The following is a 24,582-nucleotide window of genomic DNA, read 5'->3' as shown; positions in this document are numbered from 1 at the left end:
TTTGTTCTATGTTGTATTTTATTGAAGTCATATTGCCGTTAGCCGTTGCTAAAACCTTTACTTACCAGGTTTCCGAAGCAGAATTTAACTACATTCAAATAGGAATGCGAGTGGCTGTCCCTTTTGGTAAAACTAAAATTTATACGGCTTTAGTTTTAGATAAAAATAATATACCGCCACAGTTATACGATGCAAAAGAAATTCATCAAATTTTAGATGATAAACCAGTTGTTAATTCATTTCAAATTGAACATTGGAAATGGATTGCTTCTTATTACATGTGCTCACTGGGCGAAGTGTTTAGAAGTGCATTGCCTTCCGGTTATATTTTGGAAAGTGAAACTATTATTTCGGCAAAACAAAATCACGAAATTCCAAATGATGAGCTAAAAGATGATGAATATTTAATTCTTGAAGCTTTAAAAAGTCAATCATCCATTACCATTCAAGAAGTAATTAAAATTTTAGGAAAGAAAACAGTTTTCCCTGTAATTAACAAACTTTTGTCGAAAGGTGCTTTAGTTTTAGAAGAAGAAATTAACGAACAATACAAACCAAAATTAGTCCGATATATTAAACTACAAGACGAATTTTTACAACAAGATAAATTAGCAGAATTATTAGCATTGTTGTCTAATGCCAAAAAACAGCGCGAATTAGTTTTACATTATTTCCAATTACAAGCCAAAGAAAAAGGTCCGATATCCGTTAAGAAATTAGTTGAACTTTCTGGATGTTCTTCAACCATCGTAAAATCATTAGTTGATAAATCAATTTTTGAAGAATATTATTTGGTAAAAGATCGAGTGACTTTCGAAAAGGAGGAAAATAGCAACTTTACATTAAGCGAAGCTCAGCAAAATGCTTTTGATAGTATAAAAAAGAATTTAGAAGAATTTGATGTCAGTTTGTTGCACGGAGTTACGGCTTCTGGTAAAACGGAAATTTATATCAAACTCTTAGAAGAATATATTCAAGCTGAAAAACAAGTATTATTCTTATTACCAGAAATTGCGTTAACAACGCAATTAGTCCAACGATTAACTGCTTATTTCGGGAATGAAGTAGCCGTTTTCCATTCAAAATATTCTAATAACGAACGAATTGAAGTTTGGAATCAGGTGTTGGAAAATTCGCCAAAAGCTAAAGTAGTAATTGGAGTTCGAAGTGCATTATTTCTTCCGTTTTCAAATTTAGGATGTATTATTATAGACGAAGAACACGAGCAAACATACAAACAAACCGATCCAGCGCCAAGATATCACGCTAGAGATGCTGCAATTGTTTTAGCAAAACAACATAAAGCAAAAGTGCTATTAGGAAGTGCCACGCCCAGTTTGGAAACCTATTATAATGTCCAATCTAAAAAGTATGGTTTAACCGAATTAACGATTCGTTACGGAAATGTAGTGCTACCCGAAATTGAGCTAATCGATATTAAAGATAAATATTTTAGAAAGAAAATGACTGGCCACTTTTCCGATGTTTTGTTGGAAGGAATTACAGAAACGATTGCAAATGGCGAACAAGTGATTCTTTTTCAAAACCGTAGAGGATTTTCGCCTTATGTCGAATGTGTTACTTGTGGTCATGTGCCGCATTGCCCAAGTTGCGATGTAAGTTTGACGTATTATAAATTTAAAAATCAATTGCGTTGTCATTATTGCGGCTATTCTATTGCAAATCCTACGCATTGTCATACGTGTCAATCGGTAGATTTAACCACTAAAGGTTTTGGAACGGAACAAATTGAAATGGAGTTGAAAGCTATTTTTCCCGATAAAAATATCGGAAGAATGGATCAAGACACGACTCGTGGAAAATTTGGTTTCGAAAAAATAATCGATTCTTTTAAAAATAGAGAAATTGATGTTTTGGTAGGGACTCAGATGTTGGCCAAAGGCTTGGATTTCGATAACGTCACTTTAGTTGGAATTCTAAATGCCGATAACTTATTGAATCAGCCAAACTTTAGAGCTTATGAACGCGCGTTTCAAATGATTATGCAGGTATCGGGTAGGGCAGGACGTTCTGAAAAACAAGGAAAAGTATTAATCCAAACTTATAATCCTTACCATAATACAATTCAGCAAGTTCTCAGTAATGACTATTTAGCAATGTATAAGGAGCAGATTTACGAACGTAAGAATTTTAAATATCCGCCATTTTTCCGTTTGATAAAGCTCACTTTAAAACATCGCGACTTTGATCGTTTAAAGGAAGGTTCGCTGTGGTTTTACAATGTATTAGTGCAAAGTTTACCAATTCCTGTTTTGGGCCCAGAAGAACCAGCAATTAATCGAATTAGAAATGAATATATTCGAACCATTATGATAAAAATTCCTACAACGGCACATTTAGGGAACACAAAAGCTATTATAACAAAAATGCGAAATAGTTTTGAAGCTATTCCGCAATATCGTTCTATACGTGTTACAGTAAATGTCGACGTTTATTAGGCGTTTTCTATTGCTTTAACAATATCATCTTTTTTATTTCTACTTAAAGGAATTTTTGTGTTTCCAATTTCGGCAAACTTACTATTAAATTTTTCAACGCGATCTAAGTTTATGATGTATGATTTATGAACTCTTATGAACTTTGCAGCCGGTAGTTCATTTTCAAAACTTTTCATAGTGGATAATACCAAGTGGCTTTCATCGTCAGTTACTACCTTAATGTAATCGCCATAAGCTTCTACCCATTTAATTCTGGAAAGAAAGACTTTTAATTTTTTTAAATTACTTTTGATAACGATACTATCGCCTTGATCTTCGTGATTTTCATAACGAAGAGCGTGTAAATCTGCTGCCTTTTTAACGGCTTTGTTAAAACGTTCTTTAGAAATTGGTTTTTGTAAAAAATCCGTCGCCTGATAATCAAACGCCTTTACAGCATAATCTGCTTTCGAAGTAATAAATATAATTTGTGGTTTTGTTTTTAAACCATCTAATAAGTCAAATCCATTAATCAAAGGCATTTCAACATCTAGAAATATCAAATCAATTGCACTATTGTTGATACAATTTTTTGCTTCTAAAGCGTTGGCAAAATCTCCTATTAAATTTAATAGGGTAGATTCATTAACTAATTTCGTGATGGTTATCCTTTGAATAGCGCTATCATCTACAACGATACAGTTCAATTTCATGGGCTTATATATTTTGCAAAGATAAATGTAGAACATTTAATTTAACAAAACAAATTTTGTAGAATTATTTTTACTTAGGTAATGCTTGTTTATATAAAAATAAACATTACTTTTGCACAAAATTGTATAACAATAAATATAAAGATTATGAATCATTATGAAACTGTTTTCATCTTGAATCCCGTTTTATCTGAAATACAGGTAAAGGAAACAGTAAGCAAGTTTGAAGATTTTCTTACTTCTAAAGGGTCTGAGATGGTATCGAAAGAAGATTGGGGCTTAAAAAAATTAGCTTACGAAATTCAACACAAGAAAAGTGGATTTTATCACTTATTCGAATTTAAAGCGCCAGCTGAAATTATTATTGCATTTGAAACTGAATTCCGTCGTGACGAGCGTATTATGCGTTTCTTGACTGTTTCTCTAGATAAGCATGCAATTTCTTGGGCTGAAAGAAGAAGAGTTAAATTAAAAGCTAAAACAAACTAATCATGTCTACACTAGAGCAATCTGCAAAAGGTAAAAAAGACGGAGATATCAGATATCTTACGCCTTTAAACATTGATACAAACAAAACCAAAAAATACTGTCGTTTCAAAAAATCAGGTATCAAGTATATCGATTATAAAGACGCAGATTTCTTATTGAAATTTGTTAATGAGCAAGGTAAAATTTTACCAAGACGTTTAACAGGAACTTCTTTGAAATATCAAAGAAAAGTGTCTGTAGCTGTTAAGAGAGCGCGTCACATTGCAATCATGCCATACGTGGCCGATTTATTAAAATAAAAATTAACTAATAGTTGTTGTCTCGATAGCAATCGGGACTAACTTCTAAAAAAAAGGACAACAACATGGAACTTATCTTAAAACAAGACGTTCAAAACGTAGGATTTAAAGACGATATCGTAACTGTAAAAAACGGTTATGGTCGTAATTTCTTAATTCCTCAAGGTGTTGCTACTTTAGCTACTCCTTCTGCTAGAAAAGTATTAGCAGAAAATTTGAAGCAAAGAGCACACAAAGAGCAAAAATTAGTTGATGATGCTAACAAATTAGCTGAAGCATTAAAAGCTCTTGAGATTAAAATTACATCTAAAGCAGGTGGAGATAAATTGTTTGGATCTGTAACTAATGCTAACATTGTTGAAGCATTACAAGCAAACGGACATACAATCGATAGAAAATTCGTTACTAGTGGTGTAATTAAGCGTGTTGGAAAATACACAGCTGCAGTTAGATTGCATAGAGATGTTATTGTAGAATTACCATATGAAATCGTAGGCGAAAAAGCTTAATTTTTCTAAAAATAATAATTAGCTCCGCATTTTGCGGGGCTTTTTTTTTATATTTACATTATGAAATACGCAAGATTAACTAAAGAACAATTAGAAGAATTACATCCCGAATTTATTAATTTTTTGGCAACACAATCCATTGATAAAGCGGAATGGGATGAAATTAAAAAAAATAAAATACACGTTGCTGAACAGGAAATTGATATTTTTTCGGATATGATTTGGGATAAAGCGTTGACCAATGTCTCTCATATTGATCATTTTTCAAAAAACTATATTTTTCTTTTTAAATGTTTGAGAAATGAAGTTTATTCTTTCGTTGTAAAAACGAATAATACCGATATAGACTTTGTTTCTGCTGAAGGCATTAATTGGCTAGCCGATAATCTGTTTTCTGATGGTGTAGAAATCATTAAAGGAAAAAAAGATATTTCCGAAGATAGAAATGAAGCTTTGTTTCAAATTATTAAACAAGGTGGAATCATAAGCAAAGGAGAGTTGTTTACTAAATTAGAAAGCTTAATTAATCAATAAATTATGAACGTTTTAGAAAGTATTAAAAATTTAAGAAATGAATTGAATCAACACAATTACAATTATTATGTGTTGGATAATCCTATGATTTCAGATTTTGAGTTTGATAATAAACTAAAACAATTACAAGATTTAGAAGCCAAACATCCCGAGTATTTTGATGAAAATTCGCCAACGCAGCGTGTCGGTGGAACGATTACTAAAAATTTCGAGACGATTCCCCACGAATATAGAATGTATTCACTAGACAATTCATATTCGTTGGAAGATTTACAAGACTGGGAAAACCGGATGCAAAAAGTTTTGGGCGATGTGCCTTTAACATATACTTGCGAACTAAAATATGACGGCGCTTCGATTAGTATTTTGTATGAAAACGGAAGATTGGTGCGGGCTGTGACACGTGGCGATGGTTTTCAAGGCGATGATGTAACAAATAATATCAAAACTATAAAAGCAGTTCCCATTCGTTTGAAAGGTGATTTTCCTGCAAAATTTGAAATTCGAGGTGAAATAATTCTTCCGTTTGCCGGATTTGAGAAAATGAATCAAGATTTAATCGAAATTGGCGAAACACCTTATTCGAATCCAAGAAATACAGCTTCCGGAAGTTTGAAATTACAAGACAGTGCTGAAGTAGCAAAACGTCCGTTAGATTGTTTACTATATTATGTTATTGGAAATAATTTACCTTTTAAAACCCAGTTTGAAGGTTTACAAAAAGCGAGAGAATGGGGATTTAAAGTACCAAATCAATCAAAATTAGTTAGTAGCCTAAGCGAAGTTTTTGAATTCATTAATTATTGGGACATTCACCGTCATAATTTGCCTTACGAAACGGATGGAGTAGTAGTAAAAGTAAACGATTTACACTATCAAGAGGAATTAGGTTATACAGCAAAATCTCCGCGTTGGGCGATGGCGTATAAGTTTAAAGCGGAACAAGTTACTACAAAATTAAATTCAATTTCTTATCAAGTTGGGCGAACTGGAGCAATAACACCCGTTGCGAATTTGGAGCCTGTTCAGTTGGCCGGAACGATTGTAAAACGTGCGTCTTTACATAATGCGGATCAGATTGAAAAATTAGATATTAGAATAGACGACACCGTTTTTGTTGAAAAAGGTGGAGAAATTATACCGAAAATTATAGGAGTTGCCGAAAGAGGAAATCAATCAGAACCTACAAGATACATTACAAATTGTCCAGAATGTCATACCGAATTAGTACGAAATGAAGGAGAAGCGAATCATTTTTGCCCTAATTTTTATGGTTGTCCACCTCAAATTATTGGAAGAATTCAGCATTTTATTACTCGAAAAGCAATGGATATTGATGGTTTAGGTGCGGAGACAGTTGCTTTGTTATATAACGCCAATTTGGTTACCAATTATGCCGATTTATATGAATTGAAGAAACAGCAAATACTTCCGTTAGAACGTATGGCTGAAAAATCGGCCGATAATTTGATTAAAGGCATCGAAAAATCGAAAGAAATTCCCTTTGAACGCGTTTTGTATGCCTTAGGTATTCGATATGTGGGCGAGACGGTAGCTAAAAAACTTGCTAAACACTATAAATCTATTGAAGCAATAGCAAAGGCAAATAGCAATGATTTAGTCTTAGTTGACGAAATTGGTGAGAAAATCGCACAAAGTGTGGTACAATTCTTTGAAAATCAAAAAAATATAATTATTATTGATAGATTAAAACAATATGGAGTTCAATTAGAATCTGGAGTTGAAGGAGAATTAGTGTCTGAAAAGTTAAAAGGTAAAACATTTGTGGTTTCAGGTGTATTTGAAATTTATTCGAGAGATGAGTTAAAAAAAGCAATTGAAGATAATGGAGGGAAGGTCGGTAGCTCTATTTCGTCAAAAACAGATTATGTAATTGCTGGAGAAAATATGGGTCCCGCTAAATTAGACAAAGCCATTCAATTAAAAATAACAATAATTTCTGAAAGTGATTTCAAACAAATGTTAGATGAATAAAAAAAACTACAATTTTAATGCTGCACTAGTTCTATTTTTCGGAGCTATTGTTTTGTATGTAATTTCTTTTTTTATTGATAGTCCCAATTTAGAATTATTCTCAAGACCTGTAATTATTCCTACGATATATTATTACTATTACGTAGCTGTTAAAGGTAAATTTAATATCTTGTTTTCAATAGCTATGTTGTGCTATTTTATTGGCGAAATACTTTTTATGATCAGTGCTCAAGACTTCTTAACAGTTGCATTGATCTTTTTTGTTATACCATATTTTATAACTACTTTTTTTTTGTACCAAGATTTTTTGTATTATTTAAAAAAGAATAAGCATCGCTTCAACATATTTTCGTTTTTGATTGCTTTTTCACTGTTGAGTTATTTGATTTATAGTGTTTTGGCTTTTGTTACAGATGCTACAAAACTAGATTTTGGCTTGTACGTACTTTTTGGATTACTATTATTTGTGATGTGTCTATTGGCTTTTTTAATTCAATTGAATTATTCAAACAGAACTATTTTATTTATGATTTTAATGGTTACGTCTTTTTTTATTTCGGATATGTTCTTTGTGTTTTCAAAAATGATGTCGGAAGTATTTGCACTAAAATTCATTAACATTGTTGGCAAACAAGTTTCTTATCTTCTGTTTGTTTTCTATTTTATTAACCGTACTAAATTCTACTTATGGAAATTAAAATAAAGGATCGTAGTGTTAATAATATGATGGCGATAATTGCTGTAGCAATTTATTTTATCTCCTTTGCTTTTTATTTGTATTTTTATAGAATTGAAAAAAATGTAGACTTGGCATTTTTGTTCAAACCCATAATCATTCCATCAATAGCTTTTGCTTATTTTTTTTTAACCAAAAATACTTTTTATTTTATAAATATATTTTTATTTTTAGTTGTCTACTTTGCAGATAATTTAATTCTTTTACAGGATCGCAGTTTATATGTTTTTTCAACATATTTATATTTAATCTCGGTCGCTATTTTATGTCATTATGTAGTGGTAGATTCAAAAATTTTTGATAAAAAACCGTTCATAAAAAAGATGTATCCCTATTTTCTTTTTATATTACTTTTAAGTGTTCTGGTTGTAAAAATTTATAATTACATCTACGAATTGCCCTTTAAAGAAGTGTATTTGATAGGATTATATGTTTTTCTTTTTTTAACACTATTAGTGCTAACTATATTCAATGTATTTATCAATAGGTCCATAGCGTCAAAATTTTTATTAGGTACTATTTTGAGTCTATTCGTTTCAGATATTTTTATTGCGGTTAATAACTATTACTTCAAAAACGATTTGTTAATCTACGTAGCCTGCATTATCGAAATTCCGGTATATTATTTTTTACTTCGCTACTTTTTAAATAGGGAAGAACACGTTATACAATAATATTTTTTCCTTGATTCTTTGTTTCTTTATCATTGGAAAAATAAAAGTCAATTCGTCCTAAATTAATCCCATAGCATCCCACTTGATTTATTAAAACTTCTTTTCCTTCAATATTTTTCTCAATAACCGGTTTGTCTAAGAACGTATGGGTGTGACCTCCAATAATTAAATCGATATTTTTTGTTTTTTTAGCCAAAGCCAAGTCTGCTATTTTATCAGGATCATTTTTATAGTTGAATCCTAAATGCGATAAACAAATTACCAAATCGCATTTTTGTTCTTCTTTAAGAATTCTACTCATATCTTGTGCTACTTCAACAGGGTCGTTGTAAACAGTTTCTTTATACATTTTTTTGTCGACCAAACCATCTAATTCAACGCCAAGACCAAATACTCCAATTTTTAGTCCACCTTTTTTAAATATTTTATAAGGTTTGACTATGTCGTGTAAAATGGTGTTTTTAAAATCATAATTGGCGGAAACAAAATCAAATTTTGCGTGAGGTAATTGGGCATAAAAACCCTCAATACCATTATCAAAATCGTGATTTCCCATCGTAGCTAAATCATAATTCATCATACTCATTAACTTGAATTCTAATTCGCCGCCATAATAATTAAAGTAGGGCGTTCCTTGAAAAATATCACCTGCATCTAATAATAGAACATTTGATTCTTCTTTGCGAATTTTGTCAATTAAAGCCGCTCTTCTAGCTGCCCCACCCATATTTGCATTTCTAGGATGATCGGCTGGGAAAGGATCAATGTGACTGTGCACGTCGTTGGTGTGCAGTATGGTGATTTTCTTTGATTCGATGGAATTAAAACTACTTAATGTCATATTAGTTAAACCTAATAAAGCAGAACTAGCAGCCGTTTTTTGGATAAAATCTCTTCTTATCATAGCTATTGGTTTAAGTTTATTCTAAAATAATTTTTTCATCCATTATTACTGGTAATGTGTCTACTTTTTTGAAATAGTCAATTAGAATATTTCGAAGTTTATAATCTAAGTCAAATTTTAGCTCACTGTCTCTAAAAAAATTCATACTATCGCCACCATTGGCCAAATAATCATTTGTAGCCACATAATAAATTCGATCATCTTCTACTTTTTTACCATTGATTTCAATGTTGGTTACCGCTAAAGTATTTTTATCAACAAATATTTTGATACCATATAAAGGATGCGGTTTCTTTTCTGTCATAAAATAATTAGCTAATTCTTTTACTTTTACACCTGTTAAGCCAACTATAATTAGCGTGTTTTCAAAAGGCATTACTTCAAAAGCAGTTCGCGTAGTAACATCTCCTTGCGGAATAATGGATCGAATTCCTCCATGATTTAGTAAACAAAAATCAATAGTTTTTTGCTCTCTTTTTTCAAAAATTGGATTTCCTAAATCGAAAACTACTTTAGCTAATAAATTTCCAATAGAAGTTTGCCACTTCCCTTTACTTTTATCTAAAGTTTCAGGAGAAAAAGCTAAAATATTGTCTAAATCTTTAGTGATATTTGCTCTGTAAGGTGCAATATATGCTTCAATTTTAGCATTTTCGTCTCCAGCATTAATAACAGCAATTTTCTTCCCTTCAACTTTGTAATTATGATAGTCGCTTGATTTACAAGAAACAATAAAACTAAATGTTAATAAAATAACAAAATAATGAAAATATGTCGTATTCTTTTTTACATTTACCATCATAATATAAGACTTAATTAATAATTTTGTCGAAGATGTAAAAGTACTATGTTTTATAAGATTTTAAAAAAGTTTTTCTTTAAAAAAAATGTTAATAATAGGTTGCAGAAGCAGGAACCAATTTTTACACATCAAAAAATCAAGACAATTGGTTTGTTAGTTGATGAAGATTATTTTTTAAACACAACGGGATTGGTTGATGAAATTTTAAAATATGGTTTCGCTAGAGAACAAATTCAGGTGCTAGTTTACAAAGATCGAATTAAGTCAAAAGAAGCTGTAAATGAACCGTTTTTAGCTTTAAGACATATCTCAATTTCAGGCGAAATTAACAAAGCAGAAGTGATTAATTTTTTAGAAATTCCTTTTGATTTATTGATTAATTATTATGAGGTTAGCAAATATAGTTTAATGCTCTTATCGATAAAATCTAAAGCTACTTTTAAAGTTGGCTTTGATTCAATTGATAAAAGAGTGAATAATTTAATTATTTCAGAAGAAGTTGATCGTTATAAAGAGTTTACTTCGGAATTATTCAAATACTTAAAAATTTTAAATAAAATATAAAAATGCAAGCATTTATTGGTACTGGTGTTGCACTTGTTACGCCATTTAAAAAAGACTTTTCTGTGGATACAGAGGCGCTAACAAAAATTGTAAATTACGTAATTGATGGTGGTGTTGAATATTTAGTTGCACTAGGGACAACGGCAGAAACAGCAACGCTTACGCAAGATGAAAAAGAATTGGTAATTGAAACGATTATTAAAGTAAATGCTGGAAGATTACCATTAGTTTTAGGGGTTGGTGGAAATAATACAATGCAAGTGGTTGAAGAACTAAAATCGAGAGATTTTTCAGCTTTTTCGGCTATTTTATCTGTTTCTCCTTATTACAACAAACCTACGCAAGAAGGAATTTATTTGCATTTTAAGGCGATTGCAGAAGCATCTCCAATTCCCGTAATTATCTACAATGTTCCAGGAAGAACAGCAAGTAATATGCTGCCTGCAACAGTTGTGAGATTGGCGAAAGATTTTAAAAATATAATTGGAATTAAAGAAGCTGCGGGAGACTTGGTACAGGCTATGAAAATAATCCAACACAAACCAGAAGGATTTTTAGTGATTTCTGGGGATGATATGATTACCTTACCGATAGTTTTAGCTGGTGGAGCAGGAGTTATTTCTGTTATTGGTGAAGGTTTTCCAAAGGAATTCTCTGAAATGGTGCGACTAGGATTGCAAAGAAAAGTAGACGAGGCATATAAAATACATTACTTACTGGCGGACAGTATTGATATGATTTTTGAGCAAGGAAATCCCGCAGGAATCAAAGAAGTATTTAAAACGCTAGCTTTATCAGAGAATATAGTTCGCTTACCTCTAGTAAATGTGAACGATGATTTAAAATCAAGGTTAGATAATTTTACCAAAAAGTTAAGTTAAAAAAATATTTTTATAGTAAGTAAATTATATCTAAATTTGCAGTTGCTTTTTTAGGTATCTATTTATGGATGTTGAAAAGTTAATAAAGTAAAAAAAAATGAATAAAATTTTTAGTTTCCTTCTTATAGCTGTGTTGTTTATTTCATGTAGTCAATATCAAAAAGCATTAAAATCTGATGATGTTGCTGTAAAAAGTGAATCGGCAAATAAAATGTATGATGCCGGAAAATATATTAAAGCAATTCGCTTATATGAACAAATTGCTCCAGCATACAAAGGAAAACCTAATGCAGAGCGTATGTTTTTTTTATATTCTAACTCACTATACAAGTCAAAACAATATTATTTAGCAGGGTATCAATTTGAAAATTTTGCTGCGACTTACCCAAAAAGTGAGAAAAGAGAAGAAGCTTCTTTTTTAGGTGCTGAGTGTTTTTACAGATTATCACCTGTTTATAGTTTAGATCAAACAGATACACAAAAAGCATTAGATAAATTACAAAGATTTATTGACACCTATCCTAATTCACAATATTTAACTCAAGCAAATGTTTATGTTAAAGAATTAAGAGAAAAACAAGAGAAGAAAGCATACGAAATTGCAAAACAATATAATTCAATCGCAGACTATAAAGGAGCTTTAAAAGCTTTGGAAAATTTTATTGCAGATTATCCGGGGACACCTTTTAAAGAAAAAGCGCTATTTTATAGATTAGATTCGGCTTACAAATTAGCAACAAACAGTGTAGATTATAAAAAGCAAGAACGTTTAACTTATGCAAAAACAGCACACAATAATTTAGTGAAGTTCAACAGCAACACGGAATACAAAGAAGAAGCTGATAAAATGTTAGCCGATATTGACAAAGAATTACAACAATTTTCTAAATAAAACTAAATCATGGATTTAAAGAAAACAAATGCTCCTGTAAACACTATTACTTATAATAAAAGTAAGTTAGAAGAGCCTACTGGGAACATTTACGAAGCGATAACTATCATGGCAAAAAGAGCTAATCAAATTAATGCCGAAATTAAAAAGGAATTAATTGAGAAATTAGAAGAATTTGCTACATATAACGATAGTTTAGAAGAGGTTTTTGAAAACAAAGAGCAAATTGAAGTTTCAAAATTTTATGAAAAATTACCAAAAGCACACGCTCTAGCAGTTCAAGAGTGGGAAGAAGGTAAAATTTACTACAGAGACTCAAAATAAAACGAATATGTCTGTTTTAAGCGGTAAAAAAATCTTACTAGGTGTTTCTGGTGGAATAGCCGCATATAAAACGGCACATTTAGTTAGATTATTCATAAAAGCAGGTGCACAAGTACAAGTGGTAATGTCGCCTGCTTCTTTGCATTTTGTAACGCCACTGACTTTAGCGACACTTTCTAAAAATCCAGTCTATGCTACTTTCTATAAAGAAGAAGAAGGAAATGGTGAATGGAATAATCATGTAGAGTTGGGACTTTGGGCAGACTTAATGCTAATAGCCCCAGCTACTGCCAATACACTTTCTAAAATGGCTAATGGGAATTGTGATAATTTACTTATTGCTACTTATTTATCTGCAAAATGCCCGGTGTATTTTGCGCCAGCAATGGATTTAGATATGTATAAACACCCTTCGACTTTAGATAGTTTTCATAAATTAAAATCTTTTGGAAACATCATAATTCCTGCAGAAAGTGGTGAATTAGCAAGTGGACTTTCGGGCGAAGGAAGAATGGCGGAACCTGAAAATATCGTATTCTTTTTAGAAAATGATATTTCAGAAAAATTACCTTTAAAAGGGAAGAAAATTTTAATTACTGCAGGGCCCACTTATGAAGCCATTGATCCAGTTCGTTTCATAGGAAATCATTCTACCGGTAAAATGGGTTTTGATATAGCCAATGAAGCAGCAAAAATGGGAGCCCAGGTAATTCTTATTTCAGGTCCAACACATTTGTCAGTAAATAACTCAGCTATCAAATTAATAAGAGTACAATCTGCAGCAGAAATGTATTTAGCTTGTCATGCGTATTTCGAATCAGTTGATGTTGTTGTAGCAGCTGCAGCAGTTGCTGATTATCATCCGAAAAATGCGGCGCAGCAGAAAATAAAAAAAAGCGAAGAAACGCTTACGATAACATTAGAGAAGACAAAAGATATTTTAGGTTCGTTAGGAGCCATTAAAAAAAATCAGTATTTAATAGGTTTTGCGTTAGAAACTGAAAATGAAATTGAGCACGCTAAGCAAAAAATTCAGAAAAAAAACTTAGATTTGATAGTTTTAAATTCATTAAATGATAAAGGAGCTGGTTTTGGGCAGCCTACAAATAAAGTTACGTTTATTGACAGAAACTTTGTCATCGAACCAATGGATTTGAAATCAAAAGAAGCTGTTGCTTTGGATATTATAAATAAAATAATTCAACATTATGACGCGTAATCTAATTCTATTTTTAGTTTTTTTGTTTACAAGTGTTAGTTTTTCTCAAGAACTACGGGCTACTGTCGCTATAAATTACGAGCAAGTAAATAATGGAAACCCCCAATTGTTTAAGAATTTAGAAAAGCAAGTTACTGAGTTTTTGAACAATACTAAATGGACTGAAAAGGAAGTAAAAGAAATAGAAAAAATTGAATGTAATTTTTTCATTAATATCACTTCTTATGGTTCAAATAATTTCGAAGCTACTTTACAAATTCAGGCTTCTCGTCCAGTTTTTAATTCAACTTTATCAACTCCGATCCTAAATACAAATGACAAAAATTTCAATTTCAGATTTATCGAATTTGAAAATATGATTTATGATGCCAACAGTTTTACTTCAAATTTAGTATCTGTAATGGCTTTTTATTCCAATTTAATCATTGGAATTGAAGGTGATTCTTTTTCGAAATTAGGAGGCTTAGAACATTTAAAAATAGCAGCTAATATTGTAACAGTTGCACAATCAAGTGGTTTTAAGGGCTGGAGCCAATCTGAAAGTGGTAACAATAATAGAAATTTCTTAATTTCAGATATGCTTTCTACAACTTATGAACCTTTTAGAACTGCAATGTATTTATATCATAGAGAAGGCCTAGATTTAATGGCTGATGATGTTAAAGCAGGAAAAGAAGGTGTGGCAAAAGCTATTGTAACATTGTCTGAAATTCAAAAATCAAGACCTAATTCGCTCTTAGTGCGAACTTTTTTCGATACAAAAGCAGATGAATTAGTTTCCATTTTCTCGGGTGGCCCCAAAATGGATATAGCACCACTAGTAGAAAATTTAAACAAGATTTCGCCTTTAAATTCCCAAAAATGGAATAAAATTAGATAATTTTTTTATTCAAATATCACTTTATGCTACTTTCACTTTCTATAAAAAATTATGCGCTTATTGAGTCGCTAGATATTGATTTTTCCAACCAGTTTTCCGTAATTACAGGAGAAACTGGTGCTGGAAAATCAATTCTTTTGGGAGCTTTGGGATTGGTTTTAGGAAATAGAGCCGACTTAACTTCGTTAAAAGATAAAGAGCAAAAATGCATAATTGAAGCTGAATTTTTACTTTCAAATTATAATTTACAAGCTTTTTTCGCGGAAAACGATTTAGATTATGAAGACAAAACCATCATTAGAAGAGAAATTTTACCGTTAGGGAAATCAAGAGCGTTTGTCAATGATAGTCCGGTTAATTTGCAAGAACTTCAGAAATTAGGAGGTTTTTTGTTGGATATTCATTCGCAAAATCAAACGCGTGAGTTAACAGAAGAAGTCTATCAATTAGAAATTTTGGACGCTGTGGCTTCCAATCAAAATACAATTATCGATTATCAAGCAGTTTTAGCGCAATTTAAAGCGAAACAACGTGAATTAAAAAAGATAATTGCCGAAAAAGAAACGCTAGAAAAGGAACACGAATATCATTCTTTCCTGCTGACAGAGCTCTTGAATGCTAATTTAGTTGAGGGCGAGCAAGAAGTTTTGGAGCAAGAATTAGAGCAATTAAGTAATGTTGAATTCATTAAGGAAAATTTTGAACGTATTTTAGCTATCGCAAGTGAAGAGCAAGTAGGTGTTTTGGTAAATTTGAAAGAAATTAAATTAGGCCTTCAAAAAAATAGTCTTTTTGCTGAAAGTTATGCAATTTTGAATGAACGTTTGAACAGTTCACTTTTAGAATTAGAAGATATTTTCGAAGAATGCAATCAAAATAACGAAAAGATTATCGTAAACCCTGAACGTTTAGAATTGGTAAATACCAAATTACAAGCGATTTATAATTTACAAAAGAAACATCAAGTCGATTCTATTAGCAAATTAATAACGATTCAAAATGAATTAGACAATAAGGTAATGAAAGTTGATGATTTGGAATTTGCAATTAAAAAAACGCAAACAGAATTACTGCAAGTTACCAAGCAAATTGATGATTTAGCAGAGACGATTTCAAAAAACCGAACGGACGCTGTGCCAAAATTGGTAGATAAGATTAAATTCATACTTTCTCAATTAGGAATGGTTGAAGCTAATTTCGAATTCAATATTGAACATACATCAAATTATTTTTCAAACGGAAAAGATGAAGCAAGTTTATTATTTTCAGCTAATAAAGGAACCGATTTAGGTTTACTGAAAAAAGTTGCTTCGGGGGGTGAGATGTCGAGAATTATGTTGGCTATTAAAGCGATTTTAGCTAATTATTCGAAGTTGCCAACGATTATTTTTGATGAAATTGATACCGGAGTTTCAGGAGAAATTGCGATTAAAATGGGCGAAATAATGAAAGAGATGAGTAAAACAATGCAAGTTTTTGCAATTACTCATTTACCGCAAATAGCTGCAAAAGGAGATTTACATTATAAAGTGGTGAAAAGAAGTCAAGGCGAAACCACAATATCTGAGTTGTTATTATTAAATCCCGAAGAGCGAATTCAGCAAATTGCAGAAATGCTTTCTGGTAAAGATGTTTCTGAATCGGCATTGCAACATGCAAAAGCTTTGTTGAATTAATAATTTGAATTACTTTTGTTTAAATTAGAAGGACAATTAAAATACAAACCAATTATATATAAGATGATTATAGAACCAAGAATGAGAGGATTTATTTGTTTGACAGCGCATCCAAAAGGCTGTGAACAAAATGTAAAAAATCAAATTGAATATGTAAAATCTAAAGGAAAAATAAACGGTCCTAAAAGAGTTTTAGTTATTGGCGCTTCAACAGGCTTTGGTTTAGCTTCTAGAATTACAGCAGCTTTTGGTTCAGATGCAGCAACAATTGGTGTCTTCTTTGAAAAAGAACCATCAGAAGGGAAAACAGCTTCACCCGGTTGGTATAATTCAGCAGCTTTTGAGAAGGAAGCCGCAAAGGCTGGTTTATACGCAAAAAGTATCAACGGTGATGCCTTTTCAAACGAAGTAAAACAACAAACAATAGATATGATTAAAGCTGATTTAGGTCAGATTGATTTAATTATTTATAGTTTGGCTTCGCCTGTGCGCCAACACCCAGTTACTGGTGTTTTACATCGTTCAACATTAAAGCCTATTGGAGCTACTTTTAGCAATAAAACCGTAGATTTTCATACAGGAAATGTTACTCAAGTTACTATTGAGCCAGCTGTACAAGAAGATATCGACAATACCGTTGTAGTTATGGGTGGAGAAGATTGGGCGATGTGGATTGATGCTTTAAAAGCAGAAAATCTATTAGCAAAAGGAGCAACTACAATCGCTTATTCTTATATAGGACCTGAAGTTACAGAAGCGGTTTACAGAAAAGGAACTATCGGAAGAGCAAAAGATCATTTAGAAGCGACAGCTTTTGAAATCACAGATAAATTAAAAGATATCAATGGAAAAGGATATGTTTCTGTGAATAAAGCTTTAGTGACTCAAGCGAGTTCAGCCATTCCTGTTATTCCCTTATATATTTCATTGTTGTATAAAATTATGAAAGCGGAAGGAATTCACGAAGGATGTATTGAGCAAATTCAACGTTTGTTTGCTGATAGATTGTATAGCGGTAATCCAATTCCAACAGATGATAAAGGAAGAATTCGTATTGATGATTGGGAAATGAGAGCAGATGTTCAAGCAAGTATTGCTAAATTATGGGGAGAATCTACAACAGAATCTTTAGTAGAATTAGGTGATTTAGCAGGTTATAAACAAGATTTCTTAAACTTATTTGGCTTCGGATTTGATGGTGTAGATTATCAATCAGATACAAATGAGATGGTTATGGTTCCAAGTATCAAATAATCAAATTTTATCTAAAATAATAGTATTTAAAACCCTGGAATTTTCAGGGTTTTTTCTTTTAATCGTTTTTTATTGCTTTTTATCGATAAAAGAACAAACTTGCTTGCATAAATATAATTTTAATCACTATATTAGCAATTGCTTAACAATTAATTATTTATTTATGAAAAAAATTACTTTATTTTTATTAACCCTATTTACCTGTTGGCAGATTGATGCACAAGTAAATGGTTATGGATTTAGCCAATCAGCAGGAACATTTACTCCAATAACAGGGGGGACAGTTTTAGCGACACCTTCGGCTGATAATGCTCAATATTCGGTAGTATTACCTACTGCATTTACTTTCAATGGAACATCTTTTACGGATGTTCGTGTAAGTTCAAACGGTTTTATAACTTTTGGAACAACTAATCCAGGAACTGCAAATTATTCACCAATTAGTTCAACAACTGCCTATGCTGGAAGTATTTCTGCTTATGGTAGAGATTTAAATTCTGTTGGTGCTGGCTCAGAGACAAGATGGCAGCAAGTAGGTAATGAAATTATTTTTCAATGGTTGAACGTTAGAAGATACAATATTTCTGGTGAACAAGCTAATTTTCAAATTAGATTAAATACTTCTAATAATGAAATAAAAGTTGTTTATGGCGTTTTTGTAGCAGGTTCAAATACAGCTTATCCACAAGTTGGATTAAGAGGAGCTACAAATGCTGATTACAACAACAGAACAGCTGTGGCTGGTACTGGAGATTGGATTAATTCAACAGCAGGTGGTAGTAATGCGTCAACTTGTTACATAAATTCTACAACATCTGCAACAATTCCGTCAAATGGTTTAACTTATACTTGGACTGCGCCTAGCTGTGTAGCTCCTGGTGGTTTTGCGGCATCTGCAATAACAACAAATTCAGCTACAATTTCTTGGAGTGCGGCAATACCAGCTCCAGCAACTGGATATGAATATTACTACTCTAATGTAAATACGGCTCCATCGGGTGCCGGGACAGCTACAACTGCTATAACAGCAAACTTAACACCATTAGCTCTAGCAACTGTATATTATGTATGGTTACGTTCAGATTGTGGAGGGACTTTTAGTGCTTGGAGTGGACCTTTTACGTTTACAACAAATTGTAATTCGATAACAGCTCTTCCTCATTCTGAAAGTTTTGATGCTGTTGCATTACCAACTTGTTGGTCAACAAGTTTGTTGACGGGTACTACAAATTGGGCGAGTGATGATACAAATGACGGTGTACCATCTCCTCATACAGGAACTAGATTCATGGGTAAATCATGGGTTGGAAATGACGATGCTTTATTAGTAAGTCCGGTATATAATTTAACAAGTTATTCTAGTGATCAAGTAAGACTTAATGTGTGGATTTACAGAAGTTCAGATGGATTAAGTACAGATAGAACTACTTTTTATGCTAATACTAATCCAAACATAACTGGAGCAACACAATTATTAGATGTTTCTTTATTATTGTCAGTAGCACCTACAGAGGCTGCTGATGGATGGTATAATTATACAGTTGTTATACCAAATACGTTTATTACATCTGGAGATTTTTATATTATTGCTAGAGGTAGAACAACTTCTTCATTTTCATCATATAGTATTGGTTTTGACGACTATTCTTTAGAACTTGTTCCTGCAACACCTCCAACATGTTCTACAATTACTGCCCCGGTAAATGCGGCTCTCAATGTAACGAACTCAAGAGTAACGTGGACAGCTAGTTTAGATGCTACTAGTTACAAAATTTTCGCTGGAACTTCGTCTGGCGCTACCGATGTTTTAAATGGAGTAAATACATTAGGATTAACTACTTATGTGGTACCAACAGATCCTGGAAGTACTTACTTCGTGAAAATTGTTCCTTTCAACGCAACGGGTGATGCAGTTGGTTGTACAGAAATTTCATTCACAACTTGTGATGCTTTAGTACCTGAGTTTATAGAAACCTTCAGTACATTTTTACCATCTTGTTGGCAAAGTGCTGATAATGGTAACTTAACAACTGGTCCTGCAACATTTGGTACTTCAGGCTGGGTTGCTGATGGTTTTGCTAATGCTGGCACAGCTGGAGCAATTCGCTATGAACTTTGGTTAGCTAGTGCTAATGATTGGGTAATTTCTCCAATAGTTAGTATTCCTGTAACTGGATATGAATTAAAATTTGACGCTGCAGCAACGCAATACTTTGCAACTACTGCACCGACAACAGCTTGGGAAGCAGATGATTTCGTCGAAGTTTTAGTTTCTACAACAGGATTCACGAACTGGACAGTATTATATACTTACAACAATACAAACGTTCCTGCTCCTACGGGAACAGCTAACGTTATTGATTTAGATGCTTATGCAGGACAAGATGTTCGTTTTGCTTTTAGAGCAGTTGAAGGTGCTACTGATGGTAGTGCAGATATTGATTTCTTTATAGATAATTTTGAAGTAAGATTAACACCTTCTTCAGTTCCTGTTTGCGCTACAAATATCGTAGCAACACCAAATGCAACTTGTGGTAATTTTGCTAATACAATTACTTGGAACGCTGTTTCAGGTGCAGATGGTTATAGAGTTACAGTTGGAGCTACTTCGGGAGGAACAACTATTGCAAATAACGTAAACATCGGCAATACTACAACTTACTCATTTGTTGGAAATGTAGGAACAACATATTATTACACTATTGTTCCTTTTAACGCTGCAGGATCAGCAGTTGGATGTACAGAAAATTCATTTGCTACTGTAGCAACGAGTTGTTATTGTCCATCCACGCCAACTTCTGTAGATGGTTTAGGTATAACAGGCGTACAAATTGGATCAACTACTGTTACAAATACAGTTAGTTCATCACCAGTTTATAGTAACAATACTACACCGATAGATATGTTCCAAGGAATAAGTAATAACGTTCAAGTTTCATTTGATACAGATTATGGATACAGTTATCATGTAGTTATTTGGGTAGATGCAAATGATAATTACACTTTTGAACCATCTGAAATTGTTTATACGGGTGTAAGTCTTGATGACCCTACAACTACTTTAAACGCTTCATTTGTGATGCCTTTGGCTACACCACTTGGAAATCACAGAATGAGAATTGTTGCAACATACGATCAACAAATTCCATCAAATCCTTGTTACGGCGCATTTTATGGAGAAACAGTAGATTTCATTGTAAATGTAGTCGCAACTGCTTCAACTGATTCATTTGATAATGCACGTTTTGTTGCATATCCAAACCCAGTTAAAGATGTCCTTAATTTATCTTATACTTCTGAAATTTCTACTGTTAGAGTACTTAATTTATTAGGTCAAGAAGTAGTTTCAAAAGCAGTAAACGCAACTTCTACTCAAGTTGATATGTCTCAATTAAGTGCTGGAACATACATTGTAAATGTAACAGTAGGTGATTCAATAAAATCAATTAAAGTAATTAAACAATAAATAGATTTTAATCTTTTATAAATTAAAGTCCCACTTCGGTGGGACTTTTTTATTTGTACTATATTTGTAAAAAAATAATAACTATGTATTTTTCTTTTATAATCCCTGTTTACAACAGACCAGATGAAATTGATGAACTCTTAGAAAGTTTATCAAAATTGAAATCAGAAGTACCGTTTGAAGTGGTCGTAGTGGAAGATGGTTCCAACATAACTTGTGAACATATCTTTGAAAAATATAATTCAAAACTTAGCATAACTTATTTTTTTAAACCAAACTCTGGTCCAGGAGATTCACGTAATTACGGAATGCAACGGGCTAAAGGTGATTATTTTATCATTTTAGATTCGGATTGTATTGTACCGGAAGATTATTTATTGCACGTTACCCAAAGCTTAAATAGCGATTATGTGGATTGTTTTGGTGGACCCGATGCCGCACTATCTTCTTTTTCAGATATTCAAAAAGCTATAAATTTCACAATGACTTCTTTTCTAACAACGGGTGGGATTAGAGGCGGAAGTGAAAAAGTAGGTAAATTTCAACCGCGTAGTTTTAATATGGGTTTATCTAAAAAAGCTTTTGAAAGTTCTAAAGGTTTTGGCAATATTCATCCGGGCGAAGATCCTGATTTATCAATTCGATTATGGAATTTAGGCTTCCAAACCAAATTAATTAAAGACGCTTTTGTATATCATAAAAGAAGAATTAGTTGGGAAAAATTTCAAATCCAAGTGAATAAATTTGGAAAAGCACGACCAATTTTAAATTCGTGGTATCCTGAATTTTCAAAAATAACTTTTTGGTTTCCGAGTTTATTTTTAATCGGATTTATTTTTGCAGTAATTTTAAGTTTATTTCAGTTTCCTTATTTCTTAGGTATGTATTTCTTGTATTTTGTATTGTTATTTATTACATCTTTAATCACCAATAAAAGTTTTAAAATAGCGTTATATTCTGTATGTGCTGCTTTGATTCAGTTTTATGGTTACGGAAAGGGATTTTTACTTTCTTTTTATAAGATTTTCATTTTAAAACAAAAACCACAAGAAGCATTTCCTGAATTGTTTTTTAAAAAGTAACTATGACAAGAATCATTGGTTTAACTGGCGGAATTGGTAGCGGAAAATCAACTGTAGCAAGTTATATTGCTTCAAAAGGTATTCCTGTTTATATTGCTGATGAGGAAGCCAGGAAACTAATGGATTCGAAAGTTATGATTAATAAAATTCAAGCTATTTTCGAGGAATCTATTTTAACTAAAGAAGGGAATTTAGACCGAAAAAAAATAGGAAATATTGTTTTTAGTCAACCAGAAAAATTAGCACAATTAAATGCAATCGTTCATCCGGAAGTAAAAAAACACTTCGAAAAGTGGGTTAAAAAGCATAAAAATCAATCTTTTGTTGTTAAAGAAGTTGCAATTTTGTTTGAAACAGGTGGTCATTTAGCTTGTGATAAAGTAATAATGATAACTGCTCCACAAGAAATTCGAATTGAAAGAGCAATGAAACGCGATAATATCGCTAGAGAAAGTGTTTTAAATCGTATTGAAAACCAACTTCCCGAAGCAGAAAAGATAAAATTGAGTGATTTTGTGGTCCATAATATGGATCTTCAGAGTACGTTTACCCAAATCGACCAAATTCTTAAAATATTAGCAAAAACATAAAATAACCTTTTTATGTTAATCTTTGGTTAATGTATTTTAACAACAAATGTTAAAATGTTAAATTTGTGTCGATGAATAAGTCAAGATTTAGATTATTAGTTTTTTTAATGAGTTTGTCATTAATAGGAATCTTTGTTGTTCAATTGTATTGGATCACAACTTCGTTGACCAAAAATGAAGAAGAGTTCAAACATCACGTACAACAAGTTCTTGGAAATGTTTCAAGCATAATCAAAGAAAAAGAGTTGGTTTCGTTTTATAAACAATATGATAAAATTATTGACAGTACTGGAGCCGTTCCCAAAGAAGAAGATTTAAAAGAGATTTATTTTTATGAACGCGATAAAAGAACGAATGAAACTATCATTTATTCTAATACCCTTGTGGCTGAAAATTATGGCATTACAGGTTCGTTCTTTGATAAAAATGCCGGTTCCACAAGTTTTGATAAAGTAGTTTCAAAACGAAAAACTGAGATTTATAACGGAAGTTCTATCAATGATGGAAGTTTTAGTATGAATGCACAACCTGATGTTACGATTAGAAAGTCGGGAAGTTTATCAAGTTTAGATAAAGTCAATTTTGAAGTAGCTTTTAAAGATATTGTGGCCCAAAAGTCTCTTCAAAAACGAATTTCTAATAAAGACTTACAAGAATTATTACATTCGGAATTAAAGAAATATGGTGTAAAAACACCTTTTGAATTCGGAATTTATAGTAACGGATTAGCAACGAAAATTCGCTCAGATAAATTCAAATATAACAAAGAAACAACCTACGGAATTCCTATTTTTCAGGACAATGAAGGAATGTCGAAATATCAACTTTTAGTGATGTTTCCTCAAAAAGATAAGTTTGTTTTTTCATCCTTGATTGGCATTACGAGTTTGTCATTATTATTTACGTTGGTAATTGTTTTGACTTATTCGAGTGCTTTGAATCAGCTAATTAAGCAAAAACAGATTTCGGAAATCAAAACAGATTTCATCAACAATATGACGCACGAGTTTAAAACGCCTATTGCTACTATTAATTTAGCTTTAGATGCGATTAAAAATCCAAAAATTATTGATGATAAAGAAAAAGTGCAGCGTTATCTTCAAATGATTAAAGAAGAAAATAAGCGGATGCACGCGCAAGTTGAAAACGTTCTGAGGATATCTAAATTGGAAAAAAATGAATTAGATATCGAAAAAGAACCTAGAGATGTTACGGAAATTATTGAAGATGCAATTGATCACGTAGGTTTGATTGTTGAAGATAGAGGAGGAATAATTCATACGCATTTTAATGCAAAAAGAAATACAATTTTATTAAACGATGTTCATTTTACGAATGTTTTAGTGAATGTTTTAGATAATGCAATAAAGTATTCACCAGAAGCACCAATTATTGATGTTTATACAGAAAATATAAAGGATTTTATCCTAATTAAAATACAAGATCAAGGAGCCGGAATGAGCAAATTAGTACTTAAAAAGGTATTTGAGAAATTTTTCAGAGAACACACAGGCGATTTACATAATGTTAAAGGTCACGGTTTAGGATTGGCATACGTGAAGCAAATCGTCGAGGATCACAACGGGCAAATTTATGCAGAAAGTGAAAAAGGCAAAGGCAGCACCTTTATTATTAAAATGCCATTAATTAATTAAAAGAAC

Annotated in this window: 23 protein-coding genes; 20 read left to right on the top strand and 3 right to left on the bottom strand. The window is 32.0% G+C overall.

The genetic code is table 11. From position 1 onward, the window contains the following. The first annotated feature begins 8 nt into the window (after positions 1 to 8). Positions 9 to 2,459: a replication restart helicase PriA gene (gene priA / locus T1L09_RS08670; RefSeq protein ID WP_322550560.1), complete on the top strand. Its 2,451-nt coding sequence runs from the start codon at positions 9 to 11 to the stop codon at positions 2,457 to 2,459. Here the strand turns inward: priA and T1L09_RS08665 are convergent. Further along, entirely contained in the window at positions 2,456 to 3,151 is a 696-nt protein-coding gene (locus T1L09_RS08665; protein ID WP_322550559.1) for a LytR/AlgR family response regulator transcription factor, read from the bottom strand. The two genes, priA and T1L09_RS08665, sit on opposite strands and share 4 nt — an antisense overlap. Positions 3,152 to 3,298: 147 nt before the next feature. Here T1L09_RS08665 and rpsF point away from each other — a divergent pair, with 147 nt between their 5' ends. The 7 genes from rpsF (at position 3,299) to T1L09_RS08630 (ending at position 8,387) form a co-directional block, all read left to right on the top strand. Beyond that, the gene (rpsF, locus tag T1L09_RS08660; RefSeq protein WP_322550558.1) at positions 3,299 to 3,640 is read left to right on the top strand and encodes a 30S ribosomal protein S6; all 342 of its coding nucleotides are present in this window, start codon (positions 3,299 to 3,301) and stop codon (positions 3,638 to 3,640) included. Positions 3,641 to 3,642: 2 nt separating this feature from the next. Beyond that, on the top strand, positions 3,643 to 3,939 hold the full coding sequence (rpsR, locus tag T1L09_RS08655) for a 30S ribosomal protein S18 (protein WP_322550557.1): 297 nt from the start codon (positions 3,643 to 3,645) through the stop codon (positions 3,937 to 3,939). A 65-nt stretch (positions 3,940 to 4,004) separates the two neighbouring features. Next, a complete protein-coding gene (rplI, locus tag T1L09_RS08650; RefSeq protein ID WP_322550556.1) occupies positions 4,005 to 4,448 on the top strand; it encodes a 50S ribosomal protein L9 in 444 nt (147 codons plus the stop codon). A gap of 60 nt (positions 4,449 to 4,508) precedes the next feature. After that, on the top strand, positions 4,509 to 4,982 hold the full coding sequence (locus T1L09_RS08645) for a DUF6495 family protein (RefSeq protein WP_322550555.1): 474 nt from the start codon (positions 4,509 to 4,511) through the stop codon (positions 4,980 to 4,982). 3 nt (positions 4,983 to 4,985) lie between these two features. Beyond that, positions 4,986 to 6,977 carry an NAD-dependent DNA ligase LigA gene (gene ligA / locus T1L09_RS08640; protein ID WP_322550554.1) on the top strand — a complete coding sequence of 664 codons (1,992 nt, stop codon included), beginning with the start codon at positions 4,986 to 4,988 and terminating at the stop codon, positions 6,975 to 6,977. Further along, entirely contained in the window at positions 6,970 to 7,680 is a 711-nt protein-coding gene (locus T1L09_RS08635) for a hypothetical protein (protein ID WP_322550553.1), read from the top strand. Before ligA ends, T1L09_RS08635 begins: the two co-directional genes overlap by 8 nt. Continuing rightward, positions 7,665 to 8,387, top strand: coding sequence for a hypothetical protein (locus T1L09_RS08630; RefSeq protein ID WP_322550552.1), 723 nt, complete (start codon positions 7,665 to 7,667; stop codon positions 8,385 to 8,387). Before T1L09_RS08635 ends, T1L09_RS08630 begins: the two co-directional genes overlap by 16 nt. Here T1L09_RS08630 and T1L09_RS08625 read toward each other — a convergent pair. Both T1L09_RS08625 and T1L09_RS08620 read right to left on the bottom strand, forming a co-directional pair. Continuing rightward, on the bottom strand, positions 8,377 to 9,291 hold the full coding sequence (locus tag T1L09_RS08625; protein ID WP_322550551.1) for a bifunctional metallophosphatase/5'-nucleotidase: 915 nt from the start codon (positions 9,289 to 9,291) through the stop codon (positions 8,377 to 8,379). The two genes, T1L09_RS08630 and T1L09_RS08625, sit on opposite strands and share 11 nt — an antisense overlap. Before the next feature lie 16 nt (positions 9,292 to 9,307). Further along, positions 9,308 to 10,093, bottom strand: a complete 786-nt coding sequence (locus T1L09_RS08620) for a 5'-nucleotidase (protein WP_322550550.1) — start codon at positions 10,091 to 10,093, stop codon at positions 9,308 to 9,310. A gap of 45 nt (positions 10,094 to 10,138) precedes the next feature. On the opposite strand from T1L09_RS08620, the gene T1L09_RS08615 reads away from it, so the two are divergent. From T1L09_RS08615 to T1L09_RS08560, 12 genes are all read left to right on the top strand, one after another. Further along, positions 10,139 to 10,657 carry a DUF6913 domain-containing protein gene (locus T1L09_RS08615; RefSeq protein ID WP_422718501.1) on the top strand — a complete coding sequence of 173 codons (519 nt, stop codon included), beginning with the start codon at positions 10,139 to 10,141 and terminating at the stop codon, positions 10,655 to 10,657. 2 nt (positions 10,658 to 10,659) lie between these two features. Beyond that, positions 10,660 to 11,538 carry a 4-hydroxy-tetrahydrodipicolinate synthase gene (gene dapA / locus T1L09_RS08610; RefSeq protein ID WP_322550548.1) on the top strand — a complete coding sequence of 293 codons (879 nt, stop codon included), beginning with the start codon at positions 10,660 to 10,662 and terminating at the stop codon, positions 11,536 to 11,538. A gap of 97 nt (positions 11,539 to 11,635) precedes the next feature. Beyond that, positions 11,636 to 12,430 carry an outer membrane protein assembly factor BamD gene (locus T1L09_RS08605; protein WP_322550547.1) on the top strand — a complete coding sequence of 265 codons (795 nt, stop codon included), beginning with the start codon at positions 11,636 to 11,638 and terminating at the stop codon, positions 12,428 to 12,430. A 9-nt stretch (positions 12,431 to 12,439) separates the two neighbouring features. Next, a complete protein-coding gene (locus T1L09_RS08600) occupies positions 12,440 to 12,754 on the top strand; it encodes a DNA-directed RNA polymerase subunit omega (RefSeq protein ID WP_322550546.1) in 315 nt (104 codons plus the stop codon). Between the two features lie 7 nt (positions 12,755 to 12,761). Next, positions 12,762 to 13,973: a bifunctional phosphopantothenoylcysteine decarboxylase/phosphopantothenate--cysteine ligase CoaBC gene (gene coaBC / locus T1L09_RS08595; RefSeq protein WP_322550545.1), complete on the top strand. Its 1,212-nt coding sequence runs from the start codon at positions 12,762 to 12,764 to the stop codon at positions 13,971 to 13,973. Further along, positions 13,963 to 14,853, top strand: coding sequence for a type IX secretion system protein PorD (porD, locus tag T1L09_RS08590; RefSeq protein ID WP_322550544.1), 891 nt, complete (start codon positions 13,963 to 13,965; stop codon positions 14,851 to 14,853). The genes coaBC and porD overlap by 11 nt, the downstream gene beginning before the upstream one ends. Before the next feature lie 23 nt (positions 14,854 to 14,876). Then, positions 14,877 to 16,529: a DNA repair protein RecN gene (gene recN / locus T1L09_RS08585; protein WP_322550543.1), complete on the top strand. Its 1,653-nt coding sequence runs from the start codon at positions 14,877 to 14,879 to the stop codon at positions 16,527 to 16,529. A 63-nt stretch (positions 16,530 to 16,592) separates the two neighbouring features. Further along, positions 16,593 to 17,783, top strand: a complete 1,191-nt coding sequence (fabV, locus tag T1L09_RS08580) for an enoyl-ACP reductase FabV (RefSeq protein WP_322550542.1) — start codon at positions 16,593 to 16,595, stop codon at positions 17,781 to 17,783. 163 nt (positions 17,784 to 17,946) lie between these two features. Beyond that, positions 17,947 to 21,249, top strand: coding sequence for a GEVED domain-containing protein (locus T1L09_RS08575; protein WP_322550541.1), 3,303 nt, complete (start codon positions 17,947 to 17,949; stop codon positions 21,247 to 21,249). Positions 21,250 to 21,332: 83 nt separating this feature from the next. Next, the gene (locus T1L09_RS08570; RefSeq protein ID WP_322550540.1) at positions 21,333 to 22,331 is read left to right on the top strand and encodes a glycosyltransferase family 2 protein; all 999 of its coding nucleotides are present in this window, start codon (positions 21,333 to 21,335) and stop codon (positions 22,329 to 22,331) included. A 2-nt stretch (positions 22,332 to 22,333) separates the two neighbouring features. Next, positions 22,334 to 22,921: a dephospho-CoA kinase gene (coaE, locus tag T1L09_RS08565; protein ID WP_322550539.1), complete on the top strand. Its 588-nt coding sequence runs from the start codon at positions 22,334 to 22,336 to the stop codon at positions 22,919 to 22,921. A 71-nt stretch (positions 22,922 to 22,992) separates the two neighbouring features. After that, positions 22,993 to 24,576 carry a sensor histidine kinase gene (locus T1L09_RS08560; RefSeq protein ID WP_322550538.1) on the top strand — a complete coding sequence of 528 codons (1,584 nt, stop codon included), beginning with the start codon at positions 22,993 to 22,995 and terminating at the stop codon, positions 24,574 to 24,576. The last annotated feature ends 6 nt before the right edge of the window (positions 24,577 to 24,582 follow it).

This window comes from Flavobacterium psychraquaticum, assembly GCF_034497725.1.
In the GTDB taxonomy this organism is placed as follows: domain Bacteria; phylum Bacteroidota; class Bacteroidia; order Flavobacteriales; family Flavobacteriaceae; genus Flavobacterium; species Flavobacterium psychraquaticum.
Note: the sequence above shows the minus strand (reverse complement) of the source record. Positions and strands in the feature narration are given on the sequence as shown.